At 68.6% G+C, this 13,929-nt stretch carries 17 protein-coding genes and 2 pseudogenes; 15 read left to right on the forward strand and 4 right to left on the reverse strand.

Annotation, left to right across the window (positions count from 1 at the left end):
• Positions 1–290 precede the first annotated feature (290 nt).
• Both WA944_RS13735 and WA944_RS13740 read right to left on the reverse strand, forming a co-directional pair.
• Positions 291–536, reverse strand: a complete 246-nt coding sequence (locus WA944_RS13735) for a type II toxin-antitoxin system Phd/YefM family antitoxin (protein WP_526372048.1) — start codon at positions 534–536, stop codon at positions 291–293.
• A gap of 9 nt (positions 537–545) precedes the next feature.
• A complete protein-coding gene (locus WA944_RS13740) occupies positions 546–794 on the reverse strand; it encodes a hypothetical protein (protein ID WP_526372050.1) in 249 nt (82 codons plus the stop codon).
• 185 nt (positions 795–979) lie between these two features.
• Here WA944_RS13740 and WA944_RS13745 point away from each other — a divergent pair, with 185 nt between their 5' ends.
• The 3 genes from WA944_RS13745 to WA944_RS13755 all read left to right on the forward strand — a co-directional run bounded on the left by WA944_RS13745 (position 980) and on the right by WA944_RS13755 (position 2,871).
• The gene (locus WA944_RS13745) at positions 980–1,528 is read left to right on the forward strand and encodes a DM13 domain-containing protein (RefSeq protein WP_526372052.1); all 549 of its coding nucleotides are present in this window, start codon (positions 980–982) and stop codon (positions 1,526–1,528) included.
• A gap of 96 nt (positions 1,529–1,624) precedes the next feature.
• Positions 1,625–2,224 (forward strand): DNA-binding protein, encoded by a 600-nt coding sequence (locus WA944_RS13750; protein ID WP_526647045.1) that lies wholly within the window; start codon positions 1,625–1,627, stop codon positions 2,222–2,224.
• 11 nt (positions 2,225–2,235) lie between these two features.
• The gene (locus WA944_RS13755) at positions 2,236–2,871 is read left to right on the forward strand and encodes an RES family NAD+ phosphorylase (protein ID WP_526372056.1); all 636 of its coding nucleotides are present in this window, start codon (positions 2,236–2,238) and stop codon (positions 2,869–2,871) included.
• A gap of 78 nt (positions 2,872–2,949) precedes the next feature.
• Here WA944_RS13755 and WA944_RS13760 read toward each other — a convergent pair whose 3' ends face one another.
• Positions 2,950–3,642, reverse strand: coding sequence for a GntR family transcriptional regulator (locus tag WA944_RS13760; protein ID WP_526372058.1), 693 nt, complete (start codon positions 3,640–3,642; stop codon positions 2,950–2,952).
• Positions 3,643–3,746: 104 nt separating this feature from the next.
• On the opposite strand from WA944_RS13760, the gene WA944_RS13765 reads away from it, so the two are divergent.
• The 12 genes and pseudogenes from WA944_RS13765 to WA944_RS13820 all read left to right on the forward strand — a co-directional run bounded on the left by WA944_RS13765 (position 3,747) and on the right by WA944_RS13820 (position 12,804).
• A complete protein-coding gene (locus WA944_RS13765; RefSeq protein ID WP_526372060.1) occupies positions 3,747–3,959 on the forward strand; it encodes a hypothetical protein in 213 nt (70 codons plus the stop codon).
• Positions 3,956–4,540 carry an aldolase/citrate lyase family protein gene (locus WA944_RS13770; protein WP_526372062.1) on the forward strand — a complete coding sequence of 195 codons (585 nt, stop codon included), beginning with the start codon at positions 3,956–3,958 and terminating at the stop codon, positions 4,538–4,540. Before WA944_RS13765 ends, WA944_RS13770 begins: the two co-directional genes overlap by 4 nt.
• On the forward strand, positions 4,537–5,337 hold the full coding sequence (locus WA944_RS13775; protein WP_526372064.1) for a carbon-nitrogen hydrolase family protein: 801 nt from the start codon (positions 4,537–4,539) through the stop codon (positions 5,335–5,337). Before WA944_RS13770 ends, WA944_RS13775 begins: the two co-directional genes overlap by 4 nt.
• A 154-nt stretch (positions 5,338–5,491) precedes the next feature.
• Positions 5,492–5,650: pseudogene (locus WA944_RS13780) on the forward strand (ABC transporter substrate-binding protein); the annotation flags it as partial.
• A gap of 256 nt (positions 5,651–5,906) precedes the next feature.
• Positions 5,907–6,431, forward strand: a complete 525-nt coding sequence (locus WA944_RS13785) for a type 2 periplasmic-binding domain-containing protein (protein ID WP_526372066.1) — start codon at positions 5,907–5,909, stop codon at positions 6,429–6,431.
• 30 nt (positions 6,432–6,461) lie between these two features.
• Positions 6,462–6,683 (forward strand): annotated as a pseudogene (locus WA944_RS13790) (TRAP transporter small permease subunit); the annotation flags it as partial.
• A 70-nt stretch (positions 6,684–6,753) separates the two neighbouring features.
• The gene (locus tag WA944_RS13795; protein ID WP_526372068.1) at positions 6,754–7,917 is read left to right on the forward strand and encodes a TRAP transporter large permease; all 1,164 of its coding nucleotides are present in this window, start codon (positions 6,754–6,756) and stop codon (positions 7,915–7,917) included.
• Between the two features lie 51 nt (positions 7,918–7,968).
• On the forward strand, positions 7,969–8,583 hold the full coding sequence (locus tag WA944_RS13800) for a class I SAM-dependent methyltransferase (RefSeq protein WP_526372070.1): 615 nt from the start codon (positions 7,969–7,971) through the stop codon (positions 8,581–8,583).
• A gap of 185 nt (positions 8,584–8,768) precedes the next feature.
• On the forward strand, positions 8,769–10,478 hold the full coding sequence (locus WA944_RS13805) for a carbon starvation CstA family protein (protein ID WP_526372072.1): 1,710 nt from the start codon (positions 8,769–8,771) through the stop codon (positions 10,476–10,478).
• Between the two features lie 4 nt (positions 10,479–10,482).
• A complete protein-coding gene (locus tag WA944_RS13810; RefSeq protein ID WP_526372074.1) occupies positions 10,483–10,758 on the forward strand; it encodes a cory-CC-star protein in 276 nt (91 codons plus the stop codon).
• Positions 10,749–11,792, forward strand: coding sequence for an ArsA family ATPase (locus WA944_RS13815; protein ID WP_526372076.1), 1,044 nt, complete (start codon positions 10,749–10,751; stop codon positions 11,790–11,792). Before WA944_RS13810 ends, WA944_RS13815 begins: the two co-directional genes overlap by 10 nt.
• A 7-nt stretch (positions 11,793–11,799) precedes the next feature.
• Positions 11,800–12,804, forward strand: a complete 1,005-nt coding sequence (locus tag WA944_RS13820; protein WP_526372078.1) for a pirin family protein — start codon at positions 11,800–11,802, stop codon at positions 12,802–12,804.
• A gap of 12 nt (positions 12,805–12,816) precedes the next feature.
• On the opposite strand, the gene WA944_RS13825 is transcribed toward WA944_RS13820, so the two are convergent.
• Positions 12,817–13,929 (reverse strand): FUSC family protein (locus WA944_RS13825; RefSeq protein WP_526372080.1); only part of this gene is annotated, 1,113 nt, incomplete at its 5' end.

Consider the following 13,929-nt stretch of genomic DNA (forward strand, 5'->3'; position numbering starts at 1 on the left):
GTGCAGAACGTGGGCGCGAAGCTCGCGCAGGTCAGCCTGGCGCAGTGCCGGGAAGCGGCCGAGGCCGTGCTGAAGACGGCCAGTGCCGCGGACGCACGTGCGGCGGCGCTGGCGGTGCTGGGCTGACGACTTTCAGTCGGCATGCCATCCACTGGAGTGGCTCAGACTTTCAGGCTTTCAGGGTCGGGGTCAGCGCGCTGCGGCGAGGATCTTCGCGCCGCGCTCACCCACACTGACGTCGCGGGATCGGCCAGGTGGCCGCAGCAGAATGTGGGTGTCCACCAGGATGTTCACGACGAATCGTCGCCCTCCCAACGCGCCAACTCGGCATCCGGCAACGGGTCGTCGAAGTCTGCGGGGATCGACAGGTTCGGCAGCTGGCCGAACTGCCGAGGCCTCGGGGTTGCGGGCACCAGGCGCGCGACATCACGCCCGTGATTCGTGATGACCACCGTTCTTCCGGTGCGCTCAACCTCGGCAAGCAGCGCGTTCAACCGGTTCTTGGCGTCAGTGCTGGACACCCTCTCCACGGGCATAAACCCAGGTTAAACCGTCCAGCCGCTGGCCTGTGGCCACCGCTCCACGACCTCGCCGTCGCACTTCAGCGTGACGAAGTCATACCCGTGGTCTGCTGCCTCCGCAGTCTTGTCGGCATAGACCCGGCGCGCTTCGTCTTCGGCTCCCTGGACGATCGACGTCTCCTCGGCCCCGTCGCTACGGTCGGCAGTGTCGTACAGCCTGGCGACGCTGACCTCCCACACCTTGGCCGAAGTCGGTTCTTTCCTAGCGATCACCGGAGCTCCCTTCTCTCGACCGAGGGAGTACCCGCTGTGCTGCAAGGGTTACGCAGGACGCCACTTCCCGAACCGCGAAAGAACGCGTCGGCCAACTCGGGGATCTGGCGTAGGTGGACACGCGTTTCCGGAGGTTTTTCCCAGGTTCGGCGGCGGATGGCTTTGTCGGCGCCGATAATTTCAGCGTGTCCGAATCCTCGCGCCGCCGCTACTCCCTGGCCCTCGTCGGCCTCGTCGTCCTGGTGGTCGCCGCTGCCGTCGGCGCTTACTGGTTCCAGCCGTGGAAGCTGTTCACCAGCACGACCGTGGACGAAGCTCCACCCGCCGCCGTCGCCACCGGCGACGCCCCGGAGGTGACGGCCACCGGTGCCGCGACCATCGACGTCGTCTCCCAGGGCGAACTGGTCAGTCAGGAGCACGACACCACCGGCACCGTCACGATGCTGCGGTTGCCCGACGATTCTCTGGTGGTGCGGGTCTCCGACCTCAACACCAGCGACGGCCCCGACCTCAAGGTGTGGCTGACCGACGCGCCGGTGACGCCCGGAACCGACGAAGCAGGCGTGTTCGACGACGGCCGCTGGGTCGACCTGGGATCGCTGAAGGGCAACCAGGGAAGCGCCAACTATCCGGTGCCCGCTGACGCCGATGTCGACGGCCTGACCAGCGTCAGCATTTGGTGCGACAGGTTCAATGTGTCCTTCGGCGCCGCGGAGCTGTCGCCGGCAGAGTGACCGGTCCGCCCGAGGCGGACACCTGACGCAGCCAGCGTATTAACGGCAGTATGCTAGCGTTAATCAACGTTAGCACTGTGTTGGGGAGGCGCCGGTATGGCCGTTGACGAACTGGACCAACTCCTCCGGGACCGCTTCGACCTGGGACGCGACGACCTGATAGCCGCTCTCAAGACCCTGCCCGCACACCGTCCGTGGGCAGCAACGCTCACCGCCGGCGAGGCTGTCTTACTCGACGCCGCCGGGCTCATCGAAGACCCTGACGCTTTTGCCGAGACCGCCGTCGACGGCGCAGCCCACATGGGCCACCTCTACAGCACCGCCTACACAGCCTCCGAGGTCGCTAACGGTTTGGGCGTCAACGATTCCCGGATCCGACAGCGCCGCCTGAACCACACTTTGTGGGCGATCAAGGACGGCGGCTCATGGGTGTACCCAAGCGTCCAGTTCGAACTCGCCGACAACGGCCGCGGCACCACTGTGTCCCTCAAGCAGGTCCGAGGCTTGGATCGAGTGCTTCCCCAACTGCTGACCAAAGACATGCACGCCACCGCGGTCGCCAGCTTCCTCCTGACGCCCCAGCACGAACTACTGATCGACGGACAACCCACGTCGGTCAGAGCGTGGCTACTCCACGGCGAACCCGAGGAACAGGTACTCGATCTCATCGACATGGGCGACTGGGCCTCAGCCTGACCCCAGACCTGATGCTGCCCAACCCGCCACCCCCGGGCGAACTACGCGCGCTCGGCATCCTGGCCGGCGAAACCCGCACCATCCCTGTCGAAGAGGTGTGGTGGCGGGTCCACAAAACCGAAGGCGATCACGTCCTGGCATGGAACGCCCTGCGCACCTTCGGACCGCTGTTGCGCTTCGACCCCCACCGCCTTCCCCGGGGCGAGGACCCAGGCCGCGGCATCTGGTACGGCGCCTCCACCCCGGACGTGGCTCTGGCCGAGGCCTTCCAGGTCGACCGTACGATCGACCGCGCCCGGCACCAGCCTTACCTGACCGGGCTTTCGTTCACTCGACCGCTCACCGTCCTCGACGTGGCTGCAGACAGCGACGGAACCTGGGCGACCCGGGCCGGTGGCACCTACGCCATCTTCACCGGCCCTCATGCCGTAAGCCAGTGCTGGGCGCGCACCATCGTCGACGCCTACCCCGACCTCGACGGCCTCCGATACAACAGCCGGTTCGCGGGCGCGCCGTGTCTTGCGCTTCTTTCGCCGGCGGCTGATGCGATGCCCGAGAGGCCGAAACTCTCACTGCCGCTTTCTCACCCGGGCCTGGCGAGCCGCCTCGCAGGTGCGGCGAAACGGTTGGGCTATGGCGTGGTGTAGAAAGGCGTCGTGTAGGAATCAGCGCCACCTGGCATACCTACACCGTCGAGCCGGTCTTCTGCGGCCACCGCTCCACGACTACGCGGGCGCGGCGCCGCGAGCGGCGGAGAACGCGTCCACCAGCTCGGGGATCTCGCGCAGATGCCGGCGCAACACCTCGACGCTGGCCTCGGCGTCGTTGGTGTCGAGGGCGGCGACGAGTTCGCGATGCTCGCGCTCGATGGTGGTCAACCGGCTGGGCGCCTCGACGAGGGTGCGGGTGCCCAGCCGGACCTGGCGGGGTTGCAGCGAGTCGTAGAGCTCGGCGATCACCGCGTTGCCCTGATGCCGCACGATCTCCGCGTGGAATTGCTGATCCAGCTGGGCGAACCCATTCCAGTCGCCCACCTGGCCCGCCTGCTCCATCTCCTCGATCAGTACGCGCGCACGTGCGGGGACGCCGGCCTGGCGCTGACAGATCGTCCGTAGCGCCGCGGATTCGAGCACAAAACGCGCCTGGTAGATCTCGCGCATCTCCAGCGCCGTCACCACCCGCACCTGCGCCCCCCTGCGGGGCAGGAGGTCGACGTACCTCTCCACCTGAAGCCGTTGCAGGGCTTCGCGGACCGGGGTCCGCGACGTGCTCACCCGAGCAGCGAGCGCCACTTCGTCGATGAACTCCCCCTCGGCGTACTCACCGCTGAGGATCGCGTCGCGGATCCAGCCGTAGGCGCGTTGGCTGGCGCTGGCCTTGACCGTCTCCGCGCCGCTGCGGCTTCCGATGGGGGACATGGAGGCCATTCAACCATTTACACCGCGTGCATTCTTCGTGTATACAAAGTGTGTACAGACTGAGTTCGCACCCCGCCACGGTCACCCCGAGAAGAGGCGAAGCGTTGACGAAGCAATCCGGACCGCCACCCGCGACCGGGGCCGTACCCCGTCACCCGTCGTTCTCCATCTGGCTCACCGAGCCCTCCGCGGCCGCCGTCGAGATGGGCAGCCTGGCCGGGTACGACACCGTGGTGCTCGACATCGAACACGGACTCTTCGACCTGCGCGCGCTGGACTGGATCATCCCGCTCATCCGGGCGAAGGGATGCGGGTGATCGCCAAGGTGCTCGGCCCGGAGCGCGGCCCGATTCAGCAGGCGCTCGACTTCGGCGCCGACGCCGTCGCTATCCCGCACATCACCTCCGCCGACCACGCCGCGCAGATCTGCGGATACGCGAAGTTCCCCCCGCTGGGCGACCGGTCCTTCGCCGGCGGACGGACCTCTGATTTCCGCGGGTTCACCGACGACTGGGTGAGCGCTCAAGACCGAAAAACTCAGTGCTACCCGATGATCGAGGATGCCTCCGCCTTCGGCGAAATCGCGGCGATCCTGGACCTGCCCGTCGTCGACGGGATCTTCATCGGTCCGTCGGACCTGTCACTGCGTCGGGACCGTGGCGCCTACACCGTGACCGAGGCCGACCTCGCCGACATCCGCCATCTGGCCCGGGTCGCCAACGCCGCCGGCAAGCCGTGGCTGCTCCCGGCGTGGAGCGACGCCGAACAGCGCCTGGCCGTCCAGGAAGGCGCGCACACCGTCGTCGCCACCATGCACTACGGCGCCATGCTCGCCGGGTTCACCGCGACGATGCAGAACCTCCAGAAGATCACTGCGGACGAGAGAGGACACCGATGAATCTGACTGCCGCAGTAGCCCAATTCGCCCCGACCGAGGACAAGGCAGCCAACGTCGAGGCGATGATCGATCTGATCCGTCAAGCCGCCGAGCTCGGCGCCGAACTGGTGGTGCTACCCGAGTACGCGGTGTTCACCGTGCCGTCGATGGACGACCGGTTCGTGCACACCGCCGAATCCCTCGACGGGCCGTCGGTGACCCGGCTCGGGGAGGCCGCCGCCGAACTCGGCGTCACCGTCATCGTCGGTGTCAACGAGGCCGCCGAGGAGGGCAGGATCCACAACACCCTCGTCGGAATCCAGGACGGCGCCATCGCCGCCGTCTACCGCAAAGTCCACCTCTACGACGCCTTCGGGTACAAGGAATCCGACCGGGTGCTCGCGGCCGACCCGGCTACCCCAGAGCTGTTGCAGGTCAACGGATTCACCGTCGGCATGCAGACCTGCTACGACCTGCGGTTCCCCGAGACGACGCGGGTGCTGGTCGACGAAGGCGCCGACGTGATCGCCCTGCCCGCCGAATGGGTTCCCGGGCCGCTCAAGGAATATCACTGGAACACGCTGCTGCGGGCGCGGGCCATCGAGAACACCGTCTACGTCCTGGCCGCCGATCAGATCGCCCCTGCCGGATCCGGCAACAGCGCGATCCTCGACCCGATGGGCATCCCGTTGGCCGCCCTCGGTGAGGCCGCCGGCGTCGGCGTGGCCCGCCTCGAACGCAGCCGCCTCGACAGCGTGCGCACCGTCAACCCGGCGCTGTCCCTTCGCCGTTACCGGGTCCAGCCGGAGGTGCGCTGACATGACCGGAGCCACCCATCGCCTGCGCGCCGCCGCTGGGGTCGTCGCTGCGGCCGTATGTGCGGCTGCGTCGGCGGGCTGTGCCGTCAACGACGGGGAGTTCGTGCTGCACTACACGACCTACTCGCCGCCGACGTCGGATCAGTCGGTGACCATGCAGCGGTGGGCCGAGGAGGTCGAGGACCGCACCGATGGCGGGGTGCGCGTCAAGTTCCACTACTCGCAGAGCCTCGTCGACGCGGACGAGGCGCTGCAGGCGACGCTGGACGGCCGGGCCGATCTGGCCCAGGTCGGGTCGCTGTACTCCGCGTCGGACCTGTCCATGTTCACCGTCATCGAGTTGCCGTTCGAAACCAACAACCCCGAAGTGCAGATGACCGCCATCGAGCGGCTCTACCAGGAAAACGACACCTACCGTAGGGATTTCGGCCGCCAAGGCGCGCAACTGCTGTTCCCGCTGCCGCTGGGCATCAACCTGATCGGTCTCGAGGAGCCCGCCCCGACCCCGATGGCATTGGCGGGGCGCAGCCATTCGGTCCGGCGGCCTCACGTCCGAGGCGCTGCTCACCGTGGGCGCGAACCCCGTCGCGATGACCGCGACCGACGTCTACGAGTCCATGGGACGGGGCGTCATCGACGGCTACACCTCGCTGGCGATCGCCAACCTGCCCACGTTCGGGTTGGCCTCGACCACGCCGTATCTGGTCGACCCCGGAATCGGCGCCTACGCGTCGTCGATCGTGGTGATCAACGCCGAGTTGCTGGAGTCGATGCCGCCGGAGTACCAGGACGCGATCGGTGAAGCGTCCGGCAACGCCATCGCCAACGGCTTGGCGGAGATGGACAAACTCGGTGTCCAAGCCTGCACCGACCTGCGTGCGACCGGCGCGCAGTTGGCGACGATGCCGCCCGGGGATGTCCAGGCGTGGAAGGAACGCGCCGGGATCGCCCAGGAGTGGGTCGACCGCTACGCCGAACGCGGTTACGACGCCGAGGGTGTGCTCGCCGACTACCGCCGGATCATCCGCGAGGAGTCCGTGCGCTCGACGTATGTCGATCCGTTCTATGCGTGCCTCGAGGGGGCGATCCGATGACCGAGGACGCCACGCTTCCGCGGCCGGCACGTGGCGGTCGAACTGTTCGAGAGTCGCCGCGGGGTGCGCACCCGAATGGTCTTCTCGGTGCTGCGCGCGCTGCTGTTGATCGGGCTCGGGCTTCTCCTCGCATGGGGGCTGAGCGAGGTCCTGCTCAGCGCCGTCGAGCGCGGTGAGACGACGAACGACATTCTGCGGCTGCCCACCTGGCCCGCGAAGGTGCTGCTGCTCGCGTCGTTCGTGTTGTTCTTCGTCGTCGCCGTGTGGAAGGAAGTGCTCACCATTGCGGCGCTGCGCGTGCCGAGCCGAGCGGAGCGCACCGATGACCGCCACCACAGGATTGATCCTGCTCGTCGTCCTCGTGCTGTTCTTCGGCCTGCTGGCCATCCGGCTTCACGTGGGCCTGTCGCTGATGGCCTCGGCGTTCGTCGGCGTGCTGTTGCTGCGGGGCACCGGCGCCGGGGTCAGCACGGTGGCCAACCAGCCGTTTTCCACCGCAGCCGACTACTCGCTGACGATCATCCCGCTGTTCATCGTGATGGGGATCTTCGCCGTCCGGGCGGGACTCGCCCGGGCCGGCTTCGACCTGGCCTCGGCGCTGTTGCGCCGACTTCCCGGCGGGCCGGCACTCGCGTCACTGGCCGGGTCCGGAATGTTCGCCGCGGTCACCGGCTCGAGCGTGGCCACCGTCGCCACCATGGCGCGGGTCTCCACCGACGCGATCGTCCGCGCCGGATACAGCATCCGGCTGGCCGCGGGAGTCGTCTGCGCCGGAGGAACACTGGGCGTGCTGATCCCGCCCTCGATCGTTCTCGTGCTCTACGGCGTGGTCACCGAAGAGAGCATCGGACAACTCCTGATCGCCGGGATCGGCCCCGGTGTGGTCACGATCGCCGCGTACGCGGTCGCGATCGTCGCGCTGGTCATGTGGCAGCGGCGCCGCGCCGCGCGACGAGCAGACGTGGACGCCACCACCGACCCGGAAGCCGAGTCCGGCCAGGCGCTGCCCGAGGAATCAGCCGAATCCGGCGCGCCGGGCCGCCTGGACCTGCTGGGGTTCGGCTACCTCGTCGTCATCTTCGCCGTGTCCATCGGCACCATCTACCTGGGTCTGGCCACCCCGACCGAGGCGGCATCCTTCGGTGCGTTCGCCGCACTGATCATCCTGCTGCCGCTGGGAATGTTCCTCGACGGCATCTCGATGATCCTGATCGCCGCGCCGCTGCTGCACCCGATCCTGACCGGCTACGGATTCGACGGGATCTGGATCGGCGTGCTCATCGTCAAGGTCGCCGAGATGGCACTGATCACGCCGCCGGTCGGCATGAACGCGTTCGCCTACTCCGGTGCTGTCCGCGAGGCCGGGCTGGGCCGCGTCTTCCGCGGCGTCGTGCCGTTCATCTTGGCCGACATCGTGGTGGTCGCGCTGCTCATCGTGTTCCCCGCCATCGTCACGTTCCTGCCGTCCATGTCCGCCGCGCAGTAGCCGCCCCGGCGCCGGTGGGATGATCGCGATGACGAGGGGAGCCGATTGACCGTGCGTTATCCACCACAGGACGCCTTCGCCGACGAGGTCTCGCAGTGGGACGACATCCCCGGATGGTTCCACTGGCGCGAGGGCCAGCAGGAAGCCGTCACCGTGTTCCCCGAGGGCAGCACGTTCGTGGAGGTCGGGTCGTATCTGGGTCGCAGCCTGTGCTCGCTGGCCGACGTGGTGCGCAGTTCGGGACGCGACTACACGGTCATCGGGGTGGACACCTGCCGCGGCAGCGGGCAGGAAGGCCCGGCCAACAAGAACGCCCACGGTCCCGCGGTCGAATACGGCGGCGGGACGTTCGCAGGCCTGTTGCACCGCAACGTGATCGCCTGCGGCTTCGCCGACACCGTGCACGTCTTCATCAGCTCGTCGCCCAGGGCGGCCGACTTCTTCACCGACGGCTCCCTGGCGTGGGTGCACCTCGACGCCCGGCACGACTACGACAGCGTCGCCGCCGACATCGACGCATGGGCACCCAAGGTGCAGCCGGGTGGCTGGCTCTCCGGCGACGACTACGACGACCGCTTGTGGCCCGGGGTCGTCGCCGCGGTGCGTGACCGGTTGCCCGACGCCCACGGCTGGCTGACCGCACAGTGGCGGTGGCTCAAGCCATGACGAGCCGGGGACTAACCGGACCATAGTCCAGGTGAGGTCCGAACCCACCTCTCGAGTGCACTCGGCGGCGCTTGTGGAGCCCTATCGGCGCATACGCGCGCACCACCGAAAGATCCAGGTCACGCGGCGGTAGAATGGTGACCCAGCTGACACCCGCCGCGACCCTGCACCGAGATCGGAGCGACATGAACTCCGTCGTCCTCGCCTTGGTCGGTGTGGCCATGATGATCCTCGGGTACGTGCTGTACTCGAGGTTCCTGGCCCGCCGGATCTACAAGCTCCAGGACTCCTTCGTCACCCCCGCTCACGAGCTCAGTGACGGCGTGGACTACGTGCCCACCAACAAGTACGTGCTGTGGGGCCACCACTTCACCTCCGTGGCGGGGGCGGCACCCATCGTGGGGCCCGCGATCGCCGTTATCTGGGGGTGGGTGCCGGCCTTCCTCTGGGTGACCATCGGCACCGTCTTCTTCGCCGGCGTCCACGACCTCGGCGCCCTGTGGGCCTCCAGCCGGCACAAGGGCAAGTCCATCGGGTCCCTGTCCGGGCAGTACATCGGCCACCGCGGGCGCAACCTGTTCCTAGTCGTGATCTTCCTGGTCCTGCTCATGGTCAACGCCGCGTTCGCCGTGGTCATATCCGGCCTGCTCGTCAACACGCCCACCGCGGTGATTCCCACCTGGGGCGCCATCGTCGTCGCCCTGCTCATCGGTCAGGCCATCTACCGGCTCAAGTGGAGCCTGCCCATCGTGTCCGTCATCGGCGTCGTGGCCCTCTACGCCCTGATCCTGGTCGGCGACCGCTTCCCGGTGGTGCTGCCGGAGACGGTCCTCGGAATGTCGGCCACCGCGTTCTGGATCGTGGTCCTCTTCCTCTACGCCGGCGTGGCCTCGGTGCTACCGGTGTGGATGCTGCTGCAGCCGCGCGACTACATCAACGGTCTCCAGCTGTTCATCGCCCTGGGCATCCTCTACGGGGCCGTGCTGATCTCCGCTCCGACCGTGGTGGCACCCGCGCTCAACGACTCCGTGCCCGAGGGCACGCCCAGCATCGTGCCGCTGCTGTTCGTGACCATCGCGTGCGGTGCGATCTCCGGGTTCCACGGGATCGTGGCCTCGGGCACGTCCTCCAAGCAGCTGGACAAGGAGCCGGACGCCCGCTTCGTCGGCTACTTCGGTGCGGTCGGTGAGGGGCTCCTCGCGCTGGGCGCGATCATCGCGACCACCGCCGGGTTCCGGACCATCGCCGACTGGGAGGCCGTCTACGACGCGTTCGGCCAGGGCGGGGTGGCCGCGTTCGTCCAGGGCGGCGCCGCCATCGTCAATCAGGGCCTGGGCATCCCCGACGGGCTCAGCGCCACCATCCTGGCGACCATGGCCATCCTCTTCGCGGCCACCACCATGGACACCGGCATCCGCTTGCAGCGGTTCGTGGTGCAGGAGGCGGCCCACATCATCGGCTTCTCCCTCAACAAGGCTCTGGCCACCGTGATCGTCCTCGGCGTGGCCATGGGCCTCACCTTCGGCGCCGGCGGGGACGGCTCGGGCGGAATGCTCATCTGGCCGCTGTTCGGCACCACCAACCAGCTGCTGGCCGGCCTCACCCTGTCGATGATCGCCGTGATCCTGCTGCGCAAGGGCCGCCCGGTGCTCCCGGTGCTCGTCCCGCTCGTGTTCCTGCTCGTGATGTCGGTCTACGCCCTGATCGTCCAGATGGGTGAGTTCTGGACAACCGAGAACTGGTTCCTGCTCGTGCTCGATGTCATCATCCTGATCGCCGCGGTGTGGGTCATCTTCGAGTCCGCAATCGTGATGTCCCGCGCGAGGAAGAGTCCGCCCGAGCTCGACGAGGACGCCAGGGAGAGCGCGGCACCGGGGAAGCGGTCCTCCCGGTGAGCCGGTGACGGTCCTATACCGGCTGCGCTGCCTGCAGGCCCGACTCGGTGCGGGCCTGCACGGGTTCTACGTGGCGCCCTACCGGCGCACCTTCGCCCGTGCCCAGCGCGACGAGGAGGACCTGTTCATGATGCTCGTCCTCTCTGAAGCACTGGGCGTGCCCAACCCCGCCAGCTACTACACCGTGGAGCTGCTGCCCGTGGTCTATGACCGGTTTCACGACTGGCACCGGCGGATGGGCATGGAACGCTCGCCTCTGGAACACGTCTCGTGCTGCTAGAGCTCGCCGCTGCCCGCCGGGTCCTGTTCATCGGCGGCAAAGGCGGTGTCGGCAAGACCGCGGTCGCCTCCGCCACCGCCCTCGCCCAGGCCCGCGCCGGCCGGCGGGTGCTCGTCGTCTCGACCGACCCGGCCCATAACCTCGGGCACCTGTGGGTGCGCCCGATCGGGGACCGGATCACCCCGCTCGCCCGTAACCTCGACGGACTCGAGGTGGACCCGGCCGCCACGGCCGACGCGCACCTCGCCGCCGTGGGCGCCACGATCCGCCGGCTCATGCCCGAGCACCTCGCGGCCGAGGTCGACAAGCACATGGAACTTGCCCGCGACTCGCCGGGCACGCACGAGTCAGCGGTGCTGGAGCGGATCGCCGAGCTCGTTGACACGGGCCCGGACGACTACGACCTGATCGTCTTCGACACCGCCCCGTCCGGGCACACCGCCCGGCTCATGGCCCTGCCCGAGATCATGTCCGCCTGGACGGAGGGGCTGCTGCGGCGCCGCGGCAGGGCGGAGAAGTTCGGGGCCGCCCTGCGTGGCCTCGAGGACCGGGACGCCGCGGGCGAGAGCATCGTCGGTACCGAGAGGCCCCGGGACCCCCGCGAGGAGCGCGACCTGGAGATCCGGCGCATCCTGCTGCGCCGCCGCGAGCGGTTCGAGGTTCTGCGGGAGATCCTGGTGGACGCCGAGCGCTGCAGCTTCGTCATCGTCCTCGCGGCCGAACGGCTGCCCGTCCTCGAGACCGTCGAGCTGCACGAGCAGCTGGTCCGGGCCGGCGTGCACATAGGGGCGCTCGTGGTCAACAAGCGCTCGCCCGCCGACGCCGGGAACTTCCTCGCCGAGCGTCGCGCCCTGGAGGATGTCCACCTCGCCGTCCTGCGCCGCGCCCTCCCGGACGTCCCGCTGCTGCAGGTCCCCCTGCTGCCGGGGGACGTCGTGGGTCAGGCGGCGCTCGAACGGTTCCGGGACGCACTCGCCCAGGCCGATCATGGGACCGTGACGGGCCGGGAATCAATCGGACCACAGTCCGGTTGACTCCGGCATGCCTGCCATCACCGCCGATACCCTCACCCTGCCCCGCATCACCGGCCCCGCCGCGTCCGACACCGAGCGCCCCGTGCGGTCGGTCACGACCGGCCCCCGCGGCTACGAAGGCGAGGGCTTCCCCGTCGTCCGCGCCTTCGCCGGCGTCAGCGCCCGCGACCTCGACCCGTTCGTCCACATGGACCAGATGGGCGAGGTGGAGTACCAGCCCGGAGAGCCGAAGGGCACCGACTGGCACCCGCACCGCGGGTTCGAGACCGTCACCTACATCATCGACGGCCGCTTCGCCCACCAAGACTCCCACGGCGGCGGTGGTCTCATCACCGACGGCGCCACCCAGTGGATGACCGCGGGTGCGGGTGTCCTGCACATCGAGACTCCACCCGCCGAACTGGTCGAAAGTGGTGGCGTGTTCCACGGCATCCAGCTGTGGGTGAACCTGCCGAAGAAAGACAAGTTCGCCGCGCCCCGATACCAGGCGATCGAAGGCAACCAGGTCAAGCTGTTGTCCTCCGACGACGGTGGCGCGTTGGTCCGCGTCATCGCCGGTGAGATCGACGGCCGCTCGGATCCGATGTCGCCGCCGGAGCGGCTCCGAGGCCCCGGCGCGACGTACACGCCGATCACGTTGGCGCACGCCACCGTCGAGCCGGGTGCGCGGCTGAACCTGCCGTGGAACCGTGACTTCAACGCGCTGGTCTACGTGCTGTCGGGCCGCGGCACGGTCGGACCGGTCGGCCACCCCGTCACCCAGGGGCAGCTCGCCGTGTTCGGCCCCGGTGACCGGATCACCGTCGCCGCCGACGGCGCGCAGGACGCCAACCGGCCGGCACTCGAAGTCCTTCTGTTGGGCGGCAAGCCGATTCGCGAGCCGGTATTCCAGTACGGACCGTTCGTGATGAACTCCAAGTCCGAGGTGATCAGGGCGGTCGAGGACTTCAATGCCGGCAAGTTCGGGTCGATCCCGCCGAACGCGTTGATGCCGCACCGTCCACTGCGCTGAGTTCCGGCGAAGTCAGGGCTCCCGCAGCGGCCAGACCAACTCCAGCTCGCCGAGCAGCGCGGCGACGGTCAGCAACGGCAGTGCCGCCGACACGCCGAGATCGTCGTCGCGTGCTTCGGAGCGCAGCGCCAGCACGAAGTCGTCGGCGATCGGCGCCCACGACCCCTGCGGGTCGAACCGCCCCGCCAGCCGGTCGCAGATCGCGCCGGCGTGCGACTCCAGAACCACTCGCACTTTCGGGTAGGCCGACAGCGGCGGCGGCGTGGGGATGTCGGCGATCAGATCGGCTGCCGAGCGCAGCCGGATCGCCCGGTTGAACGACCGCACGATCGGCGCGCGGAAGTCGGTCTCGCCGCTGCTCTCCGAAAGGTATTGGCGCACCGCATCATCGATCACCCGCGAGGCCGCCAACGCGTTATAGCTCAGCGTCGCCACCTCGTCGGTGCGCTCCTCGAACGCGCCGCGGGTGATCCGCAGCACCGCGGCCTGCAGATACCGCGCGAAAATGGTGCGCGCCGAATCGATCGCCCGCGTCACCGACGCGGTGGCGCCGCGGGGCCACAGCAGCAACGAGACGAACACCCCCACCAGCGCGCCGATCACGACGTCCTCCACCCGGATCAGGCCCACCTGCCAACCGGTCGGGACCACGAGGTTGAAGATGATCAGCACCATCATCGTGAACGCAGCCTGCCCCGCGGTGAACGAGGCGATCTCCGGAACGTAGGCCGAACCGAACACGGCCAGCGGCAGCAGGATCCACAGCACCGCCGGATCCACACCGACCAGCGAGATCAGCACGGCGCCGAGGAGGAAGCCGATGCCGGTGCCGATGACGGCGCGCCACACCCGGGTGCCGGTGGTCAGTGCGCTGCTGCGCAGCACCGACAGCGCACCGAGCACGACCCAGAAGCCGTGTTCGACCGGGAACAGGTGGGTGACCGCCACGGCCAGTGCCAGCCCGAGGCCGGTGCGCAGGCTGTTGCGGAACGCCACCGCCCGGTTGGCGACGAACCCCGACGTGATCTGGGCGGCGACAACGGTTTCGGGCAGCAGCCGGTCCGAGGCTCCCGTCTCGGGCAGTCGCAGCCCGAACGCCCGCGCCCAGACCGGGCGCGCGTCGGC

Origin of the sequence: Mycobacterium sp., assembly GCF_049683355.1 — a bacterium.
Classification (GTDB): Bacteria; Actinomycetota; Actinomycetes; order Mycobacteriales; family Mycobacteriaceae; genus Mycobacterium.